General features: G+C 70.4%; 15 protein-coding genes and 1 pseudogene. 7 read left to right on the top strand and 9 right to left on the bottom strand.

All coding sequences use genetic code 11. The annotated features are described in order from the left end of the window. Nucleotides 1–93: 93 nt before the first annotated feature. Nucleotides 94–1,848 (bottom strand): SWIM zinc finger family protein, encoded by a 1,755-nt coding sequence (locus ABD093_RS16105; RefSeq protein ID WP_343925793.1) that lies wholly within the window; start codon nucleotides 1,846–1,848, stop codon nucleotides 94–96. 362 nt (nucleotides 1,849–2,210) lie between these two features. Between ABD093_RS16105 and ABD093_RS16100 the strand changes: the two genes are divergently transcribed. Together ABD093_RS16100 and ABD093_RS16095 are read left to right on the top strand one after the other, a co-directional pair. Then, complete coding sequence (locus ABD093_RS16100; protein WP_343925791.1) at nucleotides 2,211–3,389, top strand: carboxylesterase family protein; 1,179 nt, start codon at nucleotides 2,211–2,213, stop codon at nucleotides 3,387–3,389. A 39-nt stretch (nucleotides 3,390–3,428) separates the two neighbouring features. Continuing rightward, entirely contained in the window at nucleotides 3,429–3,764 is a 336-nt protein-coding gene (locus ABD093_RS16095) for a carboxylesterase/lipase family protein (protein WP_343925789.1), read from the top strand. Between the two features lie 112 nt (nucleotides 3,765–3,876). On the opposite strand, the gene ABD093_RS16090 is transcribed toward ABD093_RS16095, so the two are convergent. Both ABD093_RS16090 and ABD093_RS16085 read right to left on the bottom strand, forming a co-directional pair. Next, nucleotides 3,877–5,085 carry a cytochrome P450 gene (locus tag ABD093_RS16090; protein ID WP_193119187.1) on the bottom strand — a complete coding sequence of 403 codons (1,209 nt, stop codon included), beginning with the start codon at nucleotides 5,083–5,085 and terminating at the stop codon, nucleotides 3,877–3,879. A gap of 41 nt (nucleotides 5,086–5,126) precedes the next feature. Beyond that, nucleotides 5,127–5,333, bottom strand: coding sequence for a ferredoxin (locus ABD093_RS16085; protein WP_226850929.1), 207 nt, complete (start codon nucleotides 5,331–5,333; stop codon nucleotides 5,127–5,129). 146 nt (nucleotides 5,334–5,479) lie between these two features. On the opposite strand from ABD093_RS16085, the gene ABD093_RS16080 reads away from it, so the two are divergent. Continuing rightward, entirely contained in the window at nucleotides 5,480–6,460 is a 981-nt protein-coding gene (locus tag ABD093_RS16080; RefSeq protein ID WP_343925786.1) for a helix-turn-helix domain-containing protein, read from the top strand. A 27-nt stretch (nucleotides 6,461–6,487) separates the two neighbouring features. After that, complete coding sequence (locus tag ABD093_RS16075) at nucleotides 6,488–6,976, top strand: CvpA family protein (protein WP_343925784.1); 489 nt, start codon at nucleotides 6,488–6,490, stop codon at nucleotides 6,974–6,976. A 173-nt stretch (nucleotides 6,977–7,149) separates the two neighbouring features. On the opposite strand, the pseudogene ABD093_RS16070 reads toward ABD093_RS16075, so the two are convergent. The 6 genes and pseudogenes from ABD093_RS16070 to ABD093_RS16045 all read right to left on the bottom strand — a co-directional run bounded on the left by ABD093_RS16070 (nucleotide 7,150) and on the right by ABD093_RS16045 (nucleotide 13,238). Further along, nucleotides 7,150–7,527 (bottom strand): annotated as a pseudogene (locus ABD093_RS16070) (PH domain-containing protein). 106 nt (nucleotides 7,528–7,633) lie between these two features. Next, a complete protein-coding gene (locus tag ABD093_RS16065; RefSeq protein ID WP_193119190.1) occupies nucleotides 7,634–8,629 on the bottom strand; it encodes an endonuclease/exonuclease/phosphatase family protein in 996 nt (331 codons plus the stop codon). Nucleotides 8,630–9,147: 518 nt separating this feature from the next. Continuing rightward, nucleotides 9,148–10,080, bottom strand: coding sequence for a carbohydrate ABC transporter permease (locus ABD093_RS16060; protein ID WP_343925812.1), 933 nt, complete (start codon nucleotides 10,078–10,080; stop codon nucleotides 9,148–9,150). Between the two features lies 1 nt (nucleotide 10,081). Further along, the gene (locus tag ABD093_RS16055) at nucleotides 10,082–10,921 is read right to left on the bottom strand and encodes a carbohydrate ABC transporter permease (protein ID WP_343925782.1); all 840 of its coding nucleotides are present in this window, start codon (nucleotides 10,919–10,921) and stop codon (nucleotides 10,082–10,084) included. Between the two features lie 176 nt (nucleotides 10,922–11,097). Beyond that, entirely contained in the window at nucleotides 11,098–12,405 is a 1,308-nt protein-coding gene (locus tag ABD093_RS16050; RefSeq protein WP_343925780.1) for an ABC transporter substrate-binding protein, read from the bottom strand. Then, nucleotides 12,402–13,238, bottom strand: coding sequence for a GntR family transcriptional regulator (locus ABD093_RS16045; protein ID WP_343925778.1), 837 nt, complete (start codon nucleotides 13,236–13,238; stop codon nucleotides 12,402–12,404). Before ABD093_RS16045 ends, ABD093_RS16050 begins: the two co-directional genes overlap by 4 nt. 183 nt (nucleotides 13,239–13,421) lie before the next feature. On the opposite strand from ABD093_RS16045, the gene ABD093_RS16040 reads away from it, so the two are divergent. From ABD093_RS16040 to ABD093_RS16030, 3 genes are all read left to right on the top strand, one after another. After that, on the top strand, nucleotides 13,422–14,513 hold the full coding sequence (locus tag ABD093_RS16040; RefSeq protein WP_343925776.1) for an N-acetylglucosamine kinase: 1,092 nt from the start codon (nucleotides 13,422–13,424) through the stop codon (nucleotides 14,511–14,513). A 104-nt stretch (nucleotides 14,514–14,617) separates the two neighbouring features. Beyond that, nucleotides 14,618–15,349: a sugar isomerase domain-containing protein gene (locus ABD093_RS16035; RefSeq protein ID WP_343925774.1), complete on the top strand. Its 732-nt coding sequence runs from the start codon at nucleotides 14,618–14,620 to the stop codon at nucleotides 15,347–15,349. Next, nucleotides 15,339–17,795: an alpha-N-acetylglucosaminidase TIM-barrel domain-containing protein gene (locus ABD093_RS16030; RefSeq protein WP_343925772.1), complete on the top strand. Its 2,457-nt coding sequence runs from the start codon at nucleotides 15,339–15,341 to the stop codon at nucleotides 17,793–17,795. The genes ABD093_RS16035 and ABD093_RS16030 overlap by 11 nt, the downstream gene beginning before the upstream one ends. Nucleotides 17,796–17,838: the final 43 nt, after the last annotated feature.

The raw sequence follows: 17,838 nt of genomic DNA, 5'->3' as shown, positions 1-17,838 counted from the left end.
CAGCCGCCCTGATCTGGGATGCACATCGCGCAGCCCGTCGAATCCGGGAGTTCCTCGCCGGTCGATCGCTGCAGGAGTACCGAGAGAACGTCCCTACGGCAACCCTGCTCGGGTGAACTCGTCCTGCAGGGCGGGGCGACGCCGGTTCCGCTCACGCATCTCGCGGACGTGCCGGTCGAAGTGCTCGAGTCCGCTGGCTCTCCGCGCGACATCACGGGCCTCGTGCAGCAGCTCTGCGGCACATCGGTACGCCGAGCGCTGCGCTCCGTCGACGGCGCGCTCCGCCTCTCGCATCAGGATCGGGAGAGCGTCTGAAGGATTCGTCCGAGCACGCGCACGGGCCAGCTCGAGCCACAGGCTCGAACGGCATCCGCCCTCCTGCGCAGCCACCCACGCACCGTCGATATCCCCCTCCCACAGCAGGGAGGAGACCAGCGCAGTGCAATCCCCTCCGCGAGAGCACGTGCCCAGCTCCTTGAGCACGGAAAGCGCTCGGTCACGCCAGCGCGTGAAGTCTGCGCCGGTGCCGCTCTTGAGGCTTCTGTACGTGAAGGTCCCGGGTGCATCGGTGAAGTTCTTCCACAGCAGCTCGCCCGCGAGATCCACACGGCCCGCCTCTCGATGGATGCTGGCAGCAAGCTCCAGCAGGCTCGCGTCGGAGCCACACGTCCCAAGACCACGGTCGATCCATTCCAGCGCCGCGTCCGCACGACCTTCCCGGTGCAGAAGTCCGGCGATGCGCAGGTAGTCATGGGACACCTCAGCGTGTTCCGTGAGCACCTCGATCAGCTGGTCCGTCCCGCCGAGCACCTCGGCGACCTGCTCCCGCAGGTACCGCACCGCGAACCGCCCGCCGTCCTCCTGCTCACCGCGAGCGGGCAGCCCTCTCCATCGCTCCGCCAGCAGGTCTCGATAGGTGTGCAGGCCACCTTCACCCAGGATCTCGGCGTACTCCCAAGCGGCATCGAAGAAGACTTCCGTCCAGCTGTCCACCGCCTGCTCGACGAGAGTGGCGGCGAGAGCGTCGGGATCAGGGGCCACCGACTTGCTCGCCCGCAGATGGATCTCCTCGATCTGCTGCAGAACCATCACGAGCCCGCCGTCGGAGTCATCAGCACACTGGCCGAACTCGCCGACCAGATCGAGAGCGAACAGCGTCAACCGGGCGGCTGAGGCTGCGAACCCTTCCTCGATGAGTTCCCCGACCTCGTCGAGCACCTCGCCGATGCCCCAGAAATAGTCTCCGGCGTCCCGGTAGTGCACGAAACCCTCGACAGAGAAGGCTTCGACCAGCGCCGATCTCAGCGGCGCCTCATCGAACGCCGTGGCCGCCGGTGCCCCGGCCTCGACGAGCAGTCGCGCGCGGAGCATCGCATCCACTCGAGTTGCCGCCAGCAGCTCGCCCACCAGCCTGCCCACCGGCAGCTGCGCGAGATGGGCACGAAGCAGCTCGTCCTCCTCGTCACCTGCTCGTGGCTCAACGTCTCGTGTGCCCTCCCCGGATGCGGAGCCGACGACGGTCACCTCGGGCTCCGGGGAACTGGATCCGGACACATCTGGGGTGTCCTCGGAGTCCACCTCCAGCCAGCGCAGCAGCACGGCGACCATGTGCTTGCAGACGTCCCAGTCCTCCGCGAAGGGACAGGTGCAGCTACCGAGGAATCCACGCTCCGCCAGCTCGATCTCCACCTCGTAGTCCTCGGATCCGGTGACGACCGCAGCGACATGCCTCGTGGTATGCCCGAGCAGGCGCACTCGCCCGTCGGCCGCGTAGCGACGGCCGCGTTCGAAGAGGACGTCACCCACCCGGTCGCTGAGCACATCCACAGAGATCTCCGACTTCCGCATACGGCAAGTCTGACGCACCCCTCTGCCCAGGGAGCCCCCCGACCAGGACGTGGGCGATCAGCGGTGCACATCGCGTTCTACCAGCCCGACACCGCGCACCACCCCCGCTCGAGCATCAGTTCCAGACCGAACCGCTGCGAGGAGAGCGGAACCGCTGCGGAAGAGCTCCTCGACACCCTCAACACCTGGCTCGCACCTGCTGGTTCTCGGACAGGGCGTGGTGGACGAGTTCTCGGACAGAGCGTGGTGCACGGCGCGCTCAGGCCTTCGCCCAGCCTCCCCGCCTACGCTGACCGGAGTCGTCCAGCCCGCGGCCGCCTGCGCGCCGCCGCGCTGACCACCCAGAGCATCAGGAGGCATCCATGACGGGCAACGGGGCATTCGTCGAGGTCGACGTGGCAGCCGGCCGCGTGCGTGGCGCATGGCGAGGGGAGCCCGGCGCGGCGGGCGCGTCCGCCGCGTTCCTCGGCATCCCGTTCGCCGAGGCGCCCGTCGGCGAGCTGCGGTTCGCCGCCCCGGTGCCGAAGGCTCCATGGGCCGGGGTGCTCGACGCGCTCGAGCACGGGCCCACTCCGCAGCGCGGCGATCCCGGCATCACGCTGATCCCCGAGCCGAGCATCCCGGGCGACGCGACCCTGAACCTCAACGTGTTCACGCCCTCCCCCGACGCCGGGGAGGAGAGCCCCGCGCTGCCGGTGCTGGTGTGGATCCATGGCGGCGGCTTCGTCTCCGGGTCCGCGGCGAGCCCCTGGTACGACGGCCGCGCCTTCACCCGCGACGGGGTGGTCGTCGTGACCGTCTCGTACCGGCTCGGGTTCGACGGCTTCGGCTGGATCGAGGATGCGCCCTCGAACCGCGGGGTGCGCGACTGGCTGCTGGCGCTGGAGTGGGTGCGCGAGAACATCATCGCGTTCGGCGGCGATCCGGACCGCGTCACCCTCGCCGGGCAGTCCGCCGGCGGCGGCGCCGTGCAGACGCTGCTCGGCATGAACGCGGCCCAGCATCTCTTCCACAGCGTCTGCTCGATCTCGGGTGTGACCACGGACGTCACACACGAGCGCAGCGAGACGTTCGGACGGGAGCTCGCCGCAGTCCTCGGCGTCGAGCCGACCCGCGTCGGGTTCAGCACGCTCAGCGAGGAGCGGATCCATGAGGCGGAGAAGGAGGCGACCGCGATGACCCCGGCGACGCTCCCGAGCCTGCTCGAGCACGGCCTGCCGCTCGGCCCGACCATCGACGGCGAGCTCATCCTCCGGCCGACGGACGAGTCGCTCGCCGCTGGCGTCGGCGCCGACAAACCGCTGGTGCTCGGCACGACCGACGACGAGTTCTCGATGGTCTTCGCCCAGAACGCGAGAAAGATGCGCATGATCCCGAAGTCGTTCCTGCTGCGCAAGCTGGGGATGCCGAAGCAGACGATGAAGCCCTACCTCGCCGCGAACGCCGAGGTCGCCTCCCGCGGCACCGCCCGTATCGGCGGACGCTTCCTCACCGACCGCATGTTCCGCACGGCGCTGCTGCGCACGGTCTCTGCCCGCTAGGACGGCCAGCGCGTCGCGGCCGACGCTGCGCAGGCCGCCATGGACCGCGGGGTCTCAGCTGCAGCACGCAGCGAGGCTCCGACCTGGGTGTACCGGTTCTCGTGGCCGTCGGGGGTGTTCGGCTTCGCCCAGCACTGCCTCGACGTGCCGTTCTTCTTCGACTGCCTGGGCTCGCCCATCGGCATGGATGCGCTCACCGGCCCGAATCCTCCGCAGGAGCTCGCCGACGACGTCCACGCCGCAGCCGTCGCCTTCATCGCCGGCGGCGATCCGGGATGGGAGCAGTACACCGAGCCCGGACGCTCGACGCAGATCTTCGACACCCCGACCTCGCAGGTCGCCTACGGGTATCGGAGCGTGCGACCGTTGCTGTGACGGGACCTGCGGCCAACGCACGGGAGGGAGCTCACCACCCATGAGCATCAGACTGCTGCGCTTCCAGGCCGAATAGTTCCGACTCGCACCCGGCGGCGACGTCAGGGAGCTCTCAGCGCTCCCACCCCGTGACCAGGACCGGTCTGGCCGCGTAGGTGGCGACAGGATTCGCCAGCGGGCTGGGTTCGTGCTGCCCGGTCGAGACCAGCTGCAGGCCCGGAAGGCGCGTGACGAGGGCCCGGAAGGCTTCGTCGAGCTCGACCCGGGCGACCTGCTGCCCGATGCAGCCGTGCGGGCCGTGCCCGAAGGCGACGTGCCCCCGAGCATCGCGACGCACGTCGAAGGCGTCCGGGTCCTCGAACCGTCGCTCGTCGCGGTTCGCGGAGACCGTCGAGACCGAGACGGTCGTCCCGGCCGCGATGGTGCGATCCGCGATCTCCACGTCCTCGGTGGCGGTGCGGGGGAACACGGTGAGGAACATCGTGCAGAAGCGCACGATCTCCTCGACGGCCCCTGGCACGAGATCGGGGTCCGCGACGAGGGTCCGGTACTGCTCGGCACTGTCCAGGAGCGCGACCGTGCCGGTCGAGATCATGAAGGCGACCGTGTCCCGACCGGACATGCTCAGCATGTGCAGCAGCCCCTCGACCTCGGCGGCGGAGAGGTCGTCGTTCGCGAGCAGGTCGCTGATCACGTCCTCCCCCGGATCCGCTCGCCGCACCTCGATCGCCTCCCGCAGCAGGTCGTGCCGGTCCTGGGGCGGGGCGCCGTGGACGAAGCACTGCGCGTAGCGGTCCACCAGATCGTCGCTCACCCCGAGCACGAGCGCGTGGACCCGGATCGAGATCGGCTCGGCGAAATGCTCGAGCAGATCCGCGACGGGGCCGGCGGCGATCAGGTTCTCCAGCTCCTCGGCCACGATCTCCGCGATGCGCGGCCGGTGCGTCCGCCCTGCCCGCACGGAGAAGCGTCCCGTGACAGCCTTACGCAGCCGCCGGTGCTCCTCACCGTCGAGTCCGAGGATGTTCGTGCTGGCCACGGCGAGCGCGCCGGCATCGTCCAGCGGGCCGCCGGGGAACCCGTCGTCGAGCTGGGCGTCGCTGCGGGGCATGCGCTGGGGCTGCTGGCTGAAGCGCCGATCGGACAGCACCTCCTTCGCCTCGTCGTACCGGGTGACGAGCAGGCCTTCATGCCCGTCCCGGAAGTCCAGCGGCACGAGCGCGTCGGCGTCCCGCCACCGCGCGAACAGCGCCGACGGCTGCGTCGGCATCGAGTCCGCGGGGAGCACGCGCGCCCCGTGGCCCAGGGGGCATGCGGTCATCGTGGGGTCTCCTGGGTCGCTTGGTGTCTCCGGGACATGGGTCAGCCCGTGACCCTGATGGCGCGGGACGGACACAGGGCCTCGGCATCGCGCACCGCGGTGCCGCCCTCGGACTCCGGATCCTCTGCCGCGTTCGGATCCAGGAGCACGACGAGGCCGTCGTCATCCTGGTCGAAGACGTCCGGTGCGGTGAGCGCGCACTGCCCCGCCCCGACACACACTGCTCGGTCGACATCGATCTGCATCATGGCCTGCCTCCCCGTCCGGGTATCTCGGAGGAACCACGATATGCCGCCAACGGTCGCAGAACACGGAGTATCTTGGGCATCTCGCTGAGGATGTTGCTCCATCGATCCCCACGTCGCCACCACCGCGAATCGAGGCACCAGCCGACATGCCGAGCCCCGACCCCGCCGTGCGACTCCATGACCGCTTCCCGACGCTACGGCTCGCCGGCGTCGCCGCGGAGAGGTATCCGCGGTTCATCAACCCCGTCCTCGACCCCCACCACCTCGACGTCCTGCTCCTGACCTTCGTGCTCTCCGGGCAGGGGCACCACCTCATGGGGGCCACGACGCAGAAGATCGTCTCCCCGTCGGTCTCGGTCACGGCACCCGGGCAGACCCACAGCCTCGTCACCGACGACAACGGGCTCGAGGTTGTGAACGTCTTCCTCGACCCCGATCTCCACCCGCTGCCGAACCTGCAGCCCCCGCACGACGAGGCCCTGGCGGCCTTCCTCCCCCTGCCCTCGGCCCCGCAGGTGGTCACCACCGACCTCGCACAGGTCGAACTGGCACCGTCGGACACGATCGCACCGCTGCTCGATCTGCTCGTGCAGGAGACGGAGCATCCGCGGAGCCTCGACCTGCTGTCCTCGCTGCGCACCGCGCTGCTCGCCACCTGCGCACACGCCGTGATCGACCGCGGGCTCATCAAGGCGACCACGTGGACCCACCCGTCGGACGACCGTGTGATCGCCGTGCGCGACTGGCTCGACCGGCATTACCGCGAGCCGCACACCCTGGCCTCGCTCGCGCAGCGCGCCCAGCTCGAGCGCACCTACTTCTCCTCCCGCTTCACGAAGGTCGTCGGACTCCCCTCGAGCGAATACATCGCGCGCCTGCGCATCCGCTACGCCCTCAGCCTGCTCCAGGCGACCGACGAGCCGATCGCCGCCATCGCCCGGAGCAGCGGCTTCCACGACCTGTCGAACTTCGGTCGCACGTTCAGCCGGCTCATGGGGAGGCCGCCGCGGCAGTTCCGCGCGGAGACCCGGAGCGTCCGCCACGACGCGTCGGACGGCGGCGAGGGCGCCGGCTGGCCGCCCACCGGCCGTCCAGGCTCGCCGTGGCAGGATGCCGGCACTGCATGACGTGAGCATGGATGAGGGAGGTGGATCATGGGCTGGATCGTCGACGTGGTGATCGCGCTGATCCTGCTGGGCACCACGGCCTCCGGCCTGAGGTCGGGGTTCGCCGCAACCCTGGGGGCGCTGGCGGGTCTCGCCGCCGGGGCGTGCGCGGCCATATGGGCCATGCCCTTCGTCTCCGACGCCATCGATCCTCCGTGGCGCCTCGTGGCGGTGATCGGCACGCTCATCGCGCTGCTCGTCGTGGGCAGCGGCATCGGCGGACGGATCGGTCACGCGGTGCGGCGCGGGGCCGATCGCCTGCACCTGGGGATCATCGACCGCCTCCTCGGCGGCGCTCTCGGGCTCGTGATCGGACTGGTCGTGGTCTTCCTCGCCGGGAGCGTCGTCACCGGATCCGACGTCTCCGGCTCCGACTTCCCCGCCCTCACGACCGCTGTGGACTCCTCCCGCGTGCTGCAGTTCGTGGACCAGGTGACGCCCGCGCTGTTCGACGGCGTGCTCGCTCGGCTCCGCTGACACCTGCGGGGTGACTCGCAGCGGTGCGCGGCCCGTCGTGCGGCGCTGATTTCCCGCTGCCGCGCATCCCATGGTGGTGCGTCACGAGGTGCTCGTACACCTCCGAGTGTCACTGCCGCCTCCCGGGATGTGAAGTAGTGCCCCGTGTACCCCCGATACCCAGCTGGAAATGCTCAGGAGGAGCGCAGCACTGCGTTTGCGATCAGCAGGTCGAGGCGACGCACATCGATGTGCTTGCCGACATTGATCTTGATATGGCCGGCTCGCGTCCAGAGCTCGATCTCCGCATTCAGGTCCAGGGTGCCGGCGTTCTCCGAGGACCACATGTTGATCGCCGAGTACGGCAGGGAGTAGATCTCCACCTTCTTTCCCCGGAGCCCCTGGGCGTCCCTGACGATCAGCCTCTTCGTCGTGAAGACGGCAGAATCGCGGAACGTCTTCTACGCCGCGATCGCGCGCTCCTCCGGGACGAGCAGCGGCGTGACATCTCCTGGGACCGGGCACTCCTCAAGGAAGGTCCACGAGGTGATCGCAGCAACCGACGTGTCCATAACTGACTCCTTGACTTCGATGAACGACCTGTTCAGCAGGGATCGCTGGGTCTGTGACCTGCACTCAGCGAAGAGTAGCGGCGGGCACTGACACCCGGATAGTGCCTCACGCCCCTGCGGCGAGGACCGTTCTCGTCGCGAGATGGTCGCTGCTCCCGGCGCGGAACGAGGTCGAGGAGGCGACGTCGAGACCCCGGGTGAAGACGTGGTCAATCCGGGCGACGGGGGCGCTCGCGGGCCAGGTGAATCCCGGCGAGATGCCGGTGGGACGCACCCAGTCCGCGGCAGCGCGCAGCGGTCGCAGCGCGGGATCCGTGGAGGCGGCGTTGAAGTCGCCGACCACCAGGACCCGCTCCGAGCGATCTGCGGCGATCACGTCGGCGACCTGGGAGAGCATCTCGTCGCGCCCCTCCTGCTTGCCGAGACGCACGGAGGCCGCGTGCACCAGGTACAGGGAGACGTCCCCGGCAGGAGCCTGGACGGTCACGCGCGCCGCGCGCTTCCACCCCAGCCCCAGCGAGAGCGGTTCGCCCGCGCCGAGCGGGTACCGGCTCCAGATCCCCTCCGTCCCGACCTCGTACCGGTAGGGGTAGTCGGCATCGAGGACCGACTGCGCCGCCGCCCGGCTGTCGGCATCGAGCTCCGTGAGAGCGATGACGCCCGCGCCCTCATCGACCGCGGCCCGGGCGGAGTCCGCGGCGGTCCCGGATTCGGCCCTGACGTTCTGGGCGACGACGACCATCGGGTCGCCCTGTGCATCGGAGCCGACACCCGGCATCGCGGGGACCATCGCGGCGGCCCAGAGGAGTGTCGGCACCAGGAGCACGACGATGCTGCGGCGAGCCGACCACACCGCGAGGATCAGGCAGAGCACGAGCGGGATCGCCAGCCACGGAAGCAGGACAGCACCGATCGTTCCCGCCACTCCGGGGATCCAGCCGCAGACGATCAGCGCGACGAGCACCACCGCGAGGACGACCACGACCCGTTCGCGCCGCACAGGGCGACGGGCCAGCTCCGGCGCGCGCAGAACCTCCGAGGGCGCAGCATCCGAGGGCAGGGACTCTGAGTGCGGCGACTGCGAGGGTGGGGCAGACGTCATGATGAGCTCCTCACGAACGGCCGGATCATCGGCAACCGGGCGGCTCCGGGGGCGCCGGGCGACGAACGCGATGACGCTCGCCGCTGCTGGGCACCACCGTGCCGGAACCACACTGTATGGCGTCCTGACCTGGGCATGCCGAGTGGAACGTCCCTCCTCACAGACCCTCTCCAACGATGCGCAGATCTGGCGAAGACCTACGACATGTCGTGTGGAGGGACGGGGGATCTCAGGCTGCGGTCGCCGCTGGGAACCGCTGGCACGGAGCGACCGGGGGCGACACGGGCCGTGTCGAGCTGAATCATATCGAGAGCGCCAACGCCGAGGTGGTCCGCCAAGGCCGCGCACATCGAGATCGACGCGGACGTGCCGCGGCTCGATCTACCTGCACATTGCGGACGACGCGACGTTCTCTTAGGGAACTTAGGCAGCTTTATCCAGATCAGAAAAAGCCGCCTAAGAACCCTACGCACTCGGTCCATCGACGACTGAGCGTCGCCCACCGCGAGCGTGCGCCCTCACCCCTTCAACCCCGAGAACGCGAGGCCCTCGATCACGCGGCGCTGCATGAGGATGAACAGGATCAGGATCGGCGCCATCGCCATGAGCGAGGCGGCCATCATCACGGGATAGTCGATCACGTACTGCCCGTTCAACGACGCAATGCCGACGGAGAGCGTGCGGTGCTCCGCGCGGCTGGTCACCACCAGCGGCCACAGCAGGTTGTTCCAGGCGGCGAGCACGGTGACGATCGCCAGGGCGCTGATCGATGGGCGGGCCAGCGGGAGCATCACCTTCCAGAAGATCTGGAAGGGGTTCGCCCCGTCCAGCCGGGCGGCTTCCTCCAGCTCGTCGGGAAGGTTCACGAAGAACTGCCGCATGAGGAACGTGCCGAAGGCGCTGAAGATCGTGGGCACCACGATGCCGGGCACGGTATCGAGCCAGCCCAGGTTCTGGACGATCTGGTACTGCGGGATCAGGTACGCCTGGTTGGGGATCATGAGGATCGAGAGCATCACGGCGAAGATCGTGGCGCTGGCCGCGAAGCGCATCCGCGCGAAGGCGTAGCCGGCCAGGCTGCACAGCACCACCTGGCCCACCACGGTCGTGACGGTGACCCGCACCGAGACCCAGAACTGCTCGAGGAACGGGACCTGCCGGAACACCTCGACGTAGTTGTCGAACCGCAGCTCGCTGGGCCAGAACGTCGGCGGCACCGAGGTCACCTCTGCGGTGCTCGAGAGGGACATGACCACCTGCCAGAGGAACGGGAACACCATGATGAACCCGCCGATGGACAGCACCACGTGCGCCCAGACGTTGCTGCCGCGAGGGCCGCCCGGCGCGGACTTCTTCGTCGGCCGATTCGTCGGCCGATTCGTCGGCCTGTTCGTCGAACTCTCCGTGGGTGTATTCATCGGATCCCCGCTGCCCTGCGGGGACATCGTCATGTCAGTCAAGGCGGGCCCTCCGTCTCTGCACGGCGAACTGCACCGCGGTGAGCACCCCGATGATCAGCATCAGCAGGATCGCGATCGCGGCGCCGGTGCCCTTGTCGTTGCTGATGAACGCCTGGCGGTAGAACAGGGACACCATCGACTGGGTGTCGCTGCGGATCGGGTTGGACTCCCCGATCATGATGAAGATCAGGTCGAACAGCTCCATCCCGTGGATCACGCTGAGCACGGTGAGGAAGAAGATGCTGGGGCTCAGCAGCGGCACCGTGATGGAGATCAGCTGGCGCCAGTTCGAGGCGCCGTCGATCCGCGCCGCCTCGTACATCTCCGGGGAGATGCTCCGCAGGCCCGCGCCGAGGATGATGATGTTGAACCCCAGCGAGGACCAGATCCCCACGATCCCGATGGCGATCAGCGCCACCCATTCCGTCGAGGTCCAGAACACGGCGGGGATGCCGAAGATGCCCAGGAACTGGTTGAGGATCCCGTACTGGCTGTTGAAGATCATGCCCCACACCAGGGCGATCGCTGCCGGCATCGACACGAAGGGCGCGAAGTACAGGACCCGATAGAAGGCCGCGAACCGCAGCCCGGGGCGGTTCAGGAGGCTCGCGACGTAGATCGAGATCGGGATGCCCAGCAGCAGCATCGCGGTGTACGCCAGGGTGTTGATCAGCGCGCGCGGCACCTCACCGGACTGCAGCAGATCGACCCAGTTCTCCAGCCCCACGAACTCCGCGCCGCCGAACACGCCCCAGCTGGTGAACGAGTAGTACGCGGTCTGGATCACGGGCCAGAAGTAGAAGATCGCCAGCCCGATCAGCGTGGGCAGCACGAACAACCAGGGCCAGGCGCCGTCGGGGTTGGGGGCGCGACGGGATCTGCCGGGGCCCGTCCCACCACGCCCCGTCCCACCACGCCCCGTCCCACCGCGCCCCGTCGGCCCGCTCGTCCCGCGCCCGCGGCGCCCAGCGGCCGGCCCGCTCGAGGGCCGTTCCGCGGCCGCCTGGGTCACGCCTCCTCCTCGGCCAGCAGCGCGTCGATCTTCTCGTCCAGCTGGGTCGTCCCCTCCTCCACGCTCAGGTCACCGGCGAGGATCTTGGGGACCATGTCGCTCTCGACCACCAGCCACGCCTGGGTGTTCGCGGAGACCGGGTACGGGAAGCCGTACTCCGCCGCGGATTTCGGGAAGACGTCCAGGTCGTACTCGGGGTGGGCGTCGATATAGGCCTGCTCGGTGCCTTGGAAGGCAGGGATCGAAGCCCCGGACTCACCGATGATCTCCTGGCCCTCCTGAGAGCCGTGGTAGACGGCGAACGCGGCCGCCGCCGAGGCGTTCTCGCTCGCCGCGTTGGCCACGACCGCGCCGCCGTGCAGGACCACGCCGCGCTGCTCCCCGATGGGCAGCTGGACCACCTGGATGCTCTCGCCCACGGCGGAGTCGACATAGCCGGCCACGCGGAAGCTGCCGCCGTAGACCATCGCGGCCTTGCCGCTCTTGAACAGCTCGTCCGGCGAGGTGTCGGCGGTGGTCTGGATGGAGGGCGAGGAGCCGTCCTCGACCATGTCGCGCAGGAACTGCAGGGCGGCGCGGCTGCCGTCGCTGGAGTACTGCGCCTTGGTGGAGTCCTCGTTGAGCACCTCGCCCCCGGCCTGGAAGATCAGGTTGTAGAAGAGCTCCTGGTTGTAGGCGCCGCCGGCGAAGCCGTAGACCCCGTCGTCGGCGAGCGCCTCGCTGATGCTCTTCGACGCCTCGTGCAGGTCGTCCCAGGTCCAGTCATCGGTGGGGACGTCCACACCGGCCTTCTCGAACAGCTCCGTGTTGTACCAGAGCCCGATGGAGTCGTAGGAGGTGGGGACGCCGTAGGGAGTGCCCTCGTAGGTGTACAGATCGGCCATGGCCTCGGGATAGTTCCCGAAGTCGAGGTCCCCGGAGTCCACGGCGGCATCGAACGGCACGAGGATGTCGTGGCTCGCGTACAGCTGGAAGTTGGGGCCGTTCATCATGAAGGCGTCGGGCAGGTTGTCACCGGAGGCCTGGGTCTGCAGGCGGGTGAAGAACTCCTTGAACGGGCTCTTGGTGACCTCCACCGTGATGTTGGGGTACTTCTCGTTGAATCCGGCGATCACGGACTCCCAGTCGAAATCCGATTCCCAGGCCGCGAACTCGATGGACGCCTCCATCTCGGTGTCCGAGATGTCGATGTCGCCCCCTCCACCGCCGGAGCCGCCGCTGCCGGAGCCACCGCTGCTGCACCCCGCCGCCGTCGCGGTGAGCCCTCCCAGGGCGAGTCCTGCCAGTACTGTCCGTCTCCTCATGACCGTGCCTCTCTCGTTGCTCGTCCTGTGGTCTGTGGTGGTCGCCTGCCCGGGCCGTCACGGCTGGGGGACAGCAGTCCCTCCGCCCGGTCCTCGGATCCTGTCTCCGGCCTCGTCCCGGGCCGACGCATCGAGAAGGTGACGGTGGTGAAGTCGAACCTGTCCCCGCGATACACGGAGCGCCCCAGCTCGAGCCTCCTGCCGCGGCGGTCGAAGCCGATCTGCGTGGCGAACAGCGCGGCGGCGCCGACGGGCATCTCGAGCAGCTCGGCGTGCTGCGCATCGACCGTGATGGCGGAGATCCGCCGGTCATGGCGGGAGACGATGCTGCCGTAGCGGGTCTCGAGCAGCTCGTAGAGGGACCCGCGGAGATCTTCGGACAGCAGTCCGGGGAACAGCTCCTGAGGCAGCCACACTTCCTCGAGCGCCATCGGGCTGGCGTCGGCCAGACGCAGCCTGCGCAGGCGCCACACGGCGTTGCCCGGCGGGATCCCGAGGTCCCGCGCGACGGTGACGTCGGCGGTTTCCTCCTCGGCCTCGAGCACCTGGCTCGAGGGGCGCCATCCGCGCGCTTGGGCGTCCTGGGTGAAGGAGGTCAGCTGCGGGGCCTTGGTCAGCCGGGGATCGATGACCATCGCGGGCCCGCCCGCCGTGGAACGGATCTGCTGCTGCTCGCGGAGCATGGCCAGGGCGGCGCGCACGGTGGCCCGGGCGACCCCGAGCTCGGCGGCGAGCCGGCGTTCGGAGGGGAGGACGGCGGAGGGCTCGCTCCCGGCGATGTAGCGCGCCTCGATGGCGTCGCGCACCTCGTGGGCGATTCGCGCGGGTCGCATAGGGCACCTCCTCGTTCCCCGTCCCGTTCTCCTCAGATCCTGGACCACCGGTCCGTGCACTGCAATGGCTGGTGCGCCGTGGTCTGCTCATGACCGGGCATTCCCGCAGGAGCGCACCGACTTTCCGATCCAGTGGTCTGGAAACTCTGGCCCCGCCCCCACCCCCGCATTACGCTCCGAAGCATGGTCGGAGCCCCGCCGCAGCAGCCCATCACCAGCGACCGCATCGCCGTCATCGATGCGGGCAAGTCGACCCTGCGCGCGGCCGTTTTCGCCGGCGATCGCCTGCTGGCGCACCATGACGAGCCCGGCGGGCTGCCCCATCCGCATGCGCCCGGCGCGCAGAACACCGTGGTCGAGAGGGTCACGGGCATCCTGGACCGCCTCGGTCACGCCCCGTATCGCACGCTCGTGCTGGCCGCGACCGGGGTGCGCAGCATCGGACCGTACGAGTCCCGGCTCCGTGACGCGCTCGCGGAACAGCTGGGCTGTGAGGTGCTGCTGGAGAACGACGTGGTCGCCGCCTATCTGGGGGTGCTCGGGCCTCGCCCGGGGGTGCTCGTCCAGGCCGGTACCGGCTCGGTGGTGCTCGCGGTCGACGCGGACCACGCTCCCGTGCTGCTGGACGGCTGGGGGCATGTGGGCGGAGATCGCGGCAGCGGGTACGCCCTGGCGCGCGCCGGGATCCGTGCGGCCTTCTCCGCTCTCGACGACCTCGCCCCTCCCACGGCGCTGACCAGGCTGCTGCTGGGGGAGGATCCGGAGCTGGCCCTCCACGACCTCTATTCCTCGAGCACCCCGATCCAGTGCGTCGCCGCCCTGGCCCCCAAGGTGCTGCACGCCGCGGCCGGCACGCACGGCTCGGACGGGCCCGGCGGAGCCCACGGGGCCGACGGGGCCGACGGGTCCGACCGCGCCGCAGAGACCGACGAGATCGACGAGATCGACGACCCGGGCGGGACCGGAGAGTTGCAGGAACCCGATGCAGCGGCTCTCGCCGTGGTCACCGAGGTGGCCGACGAACTGGTCGCCACGGTGCTCGCCGCCGGCCGGCGCCTGGGCGATCCGCAGCTGGCCACCCTGCCCGTGGTCGCCGTGGGCGGGCTCTTCGCCGATGACCTCTTCCGCGACGCTGTCGCCCGGAGCCTGCGCGAGGACACCGCCGGCGCCGAGCTGAGCCTCGGCGACGGGGATGCGCTGCACGGTGCCCTGCTGCTCGCCACCACCCGGGCAGAACCGATCACCCGGCAGCTGACCGCCGCCTTCCGCCGCTGACCCGCCCCCGGCACCGTCCGTGCCGGTCGCCGATCCACCGCCGTGCGCACCCTCCAGTCACCGACCCACCGCCCTTCGCCCCTCAGCTCTCCGGAAGAGGACCCATGACGGCCATCGAGACCTACCGCAGCGCCGTGCTCGAGCTGATCGGGCGCGGCGCCGACCAGGACGAGCAGCTCACCCGCGCTTCCCGCCTCGTCGCCCGCTCGCTCCAGGACGGCGGCGTGCTCCACGTGTTCGGGTCCGGGCACTCGATGCTGCCGGCGATCGACGCCACCTTCCGCGCCGGCGGCCTCGCCCCGGTGAACCTGCTCCACGACCCTTCGCTCGCGCCGTGGGAGCCCAGCCGGGTCTCCCGCGTGGAACGGCTCGAGGGCTACGGGTCCGCGATCGCGGATCTGCAGGGCCTCCGCCGGGGTGAGGTCCTCGTGGTCATCTCCCACTCCGGCATCAACCCCGTCCCCACGCAGCTCGCCCAGCGCGCCCGCGAGCGCGGGCTCACCGTCGTGGCGATCACCAGCCGTGAGCACTCCCTGGCCGGGACCTCGAGGCACTCCGAGGGCCTGCGGCTGCTGGACGTCGCCGACATCGTGCTGGACACCCACGCCCCGATCGGGGACGTCGCCCTCACGCTCGAGGACGGCACGGAGACCGGCCCGACGTCCACGATCCTCGCCACCCTGCTCGTGCACTCCCTCGCGATCGGGGCGATGGAGGAGCTCAGCGCGACCGGGGTGCGACCGCCGGTGCTGCGCAGCATGAACCGCGCCGGCGGCGACGACTCCAACGACGCCGTGCTCGCTCCCTACCGCGGGAGGCTGAGCCGTGAGCCCTGAGCCGGCCGGAGGGTCGTCGTCGTTCGAGGACCCGGCTGCGCCCGACGACCCGACCGCGCCCGGCGGGCCGAGTGAGCTCGACGGGCTGCGCGAGCTCGACGGGCCGGGTGAGCTCGACGGGCTGCGGGAGCTCGTCGGCCGCCGCGCCCCAGGGCTCCTCCCCCATCTGCACCTGGACCTCGTGCCCCGCCTCCGGACTCCGGAGGACGCTCCCGAGGACGTACCGGAGGACGCACCTGACGGCGCCCGCGCCGAGCACGTGACGGTCGAAGCCTCCGGTGGGGAGCTGCGCCTCACGGCCACGACCGCGTCGGCCGCCGCCGTTGGGCTGGCGCGCGCCCTGGAGGATCTCTGCGGCGCCGACCTCTCCGTCGACGGCCCGTCGGTCGTCGAGGTCCCGTCCCCGCTCCCCGAGGCACCCCCGCAGCGCTACGAGACCTCGCTGGGCCTGCGCTATCACCTGAACCCGGTGGCCTTCGGGTACACGATGGCGTTCTGGGACTGGGAGCGCTGGGAACGGCACATCGACTGGATGGCGCTGCACGGGGTGACCACACCGCTGAACCTCGTGGGTCACGACGCGGTGCTGGTGCGCATGCTGGCGGATCTGGGCATGGATCGCGACGCGGCCGCCCGGTTCGTCGGCGGGCCCGCGTTCCTCCCGTGGACCACGATGGGGATCACGCACGACCTCGGGGCGGCGCTCACCGAGGAGGCGCTGACCGCCCGCGCCCGGCTGGGCCGACGGATCGCCGACCGCGAGCGAGAGCTGGGGATGACCGTCGTGCTCCCCGGATTCGGAGGGCAGCTGCCGGCCCAGCTGGCCGGGACCGAGCGGACCATCGACTGGCAGGGATGGCAGAACTCGCTGGCGGACCCTGGCTCGGTCCTGTTCGCGCAGGCCGCAGCATCCCTGCACCATCACCAACGAGAACTCCTGGGCACGGACCACCACTACGCCGTGGACCCGTATATCGAGTCCGTGCCGCCCACGACGTCCCCGCAGGAGCTCGCCGACCACGCCGAGGCGATCTTCGAGGGGATGCGCGCCGCGGACCCGGACGCCGTGTGGATCCTGCAGGGATGGCCCTTCCACTACAAGGCGGCCTACTGGACGGCCGACCGTGTGCGCAGCCTGCTCTCCCGTGTCCCCGAGGATCGGCTGATCCTGCTGGATCTGTGGGGCGAGCACGCCCCGATGTGGCACAGCACCGACGCGATGTACGGCAGGCGCTGGCTGTGGTGCCTCGCCCACACCTTCGGCGGCCGCTTCGGGCTCTTCGGCGACCTCACCTCGCTGGCCGAGGATCTCGCCGGGTTCCGGGAGGCTGCGGCCGACGGCACGCGGGGCCGGCTCGAGGGGTTCGGCATCACCACCGAAGCCCTGGACGACAACGCCGTGGTCTACGAGCTCGCCACGCGGGCCCTCTGGGATCCGATGCCGGCCACGCCGGCCTGGTTCGCGGAGCACATGGCCCGCCGCTGGGGCGTCGCCCCGGACAGGCCGACGGCACAGGCCGCGCAGGCAGCCTGGGAGTTGCTCCAGCAGACCCTCTACGGCCGGGGTCGCACGCGCGCCACCCCGTCCCCGCTGATCGCCCGGCCCTGGTCCGCGGAGCTGCCCTTCGCGTCCCAGCGTCTGGCAGGCGAGCCGCTGCCCGCGGCGGACGGTCCGCCGTCCTCGAACCTCGACGCCGAGAACGACGCGGAGATGCTCGGCGCGCTGGCCCCGCTGGCGGGTGCGGTGCGCGGACTGGTCCCCCTGCTCGCACGGGCGGAGGGCCCTGACGCTCTCGCGCACGACGTCGCACAGCTCGCCCTGCACGTGGGGGCGCAGTCCGCGCGCGCTCCGCTGCGGGCCATGGTCGCCGCCGCGGCCGCAGGGGATGCGCAGCGGGTGCGCCGGGAGTTCGCCGCCCTGGAGAACCTGGTGCTCGCCGCCGACGCCGTGGCCGCGACCCGGCCGGAGCTCCTCGTCGGCCGCTGGATCGCCGACGCGCGCGCCGTCGCCGGAGCCGGAGCCGGAGCCGGAGCCGGAGCCGGAGCCGGAGCCGGAGCCGGTACCAGGGTCGACCACAGGGTCGACGCCGACGAACGGGTGGCCGATGCGCTCGAGCGCGACGCCCGCTCCCTCATCAGCGTCTGGGGCGAGCAGGATAGCGGCCTGCACGACTACTCGGCGCGTCACTGGTCCGGCTCGCTGACGGATCTGCATCTGGCCCGGTGGCGGGCCTGGGCGAACTGGCTGGCGTCGGCCGCCGACGGTGAGGCCGCGCCGTCGGACCCGGAGCCGCTGCGCGCCGAGATCCGCCGGATCGAGGAGGACTGGCGGGATTCGACCAGCCCGTATCCCACCGCGCCCCGCGGAGACCTCGCCGCCGCGGCGCTCGCTCTCCTGGACCTCGCCGAACCGCAGCTCCCCCGCATCGTCCCCGCCACGACGTAGCGCCCGGCCCCTCCCCGCACGCCGTCCGACGACCCAGCACCCA

The organism is Brachybacterium tyrofermentans, assembly GCF_039526165.1.
Taxonomy (GTDB): domain Bacteria; phylum Actinomycetota; class Actinomycetes; order Actinomycetales; family Dermabacteraceae; genus Brachybacterium; species Brachybacterium tyrofermentans.
The sequence above is the reverse complement of the archived record's forward strand: the minus strand, read 5'-3'. Positions and strand labels throughout refer to the sequence as shown.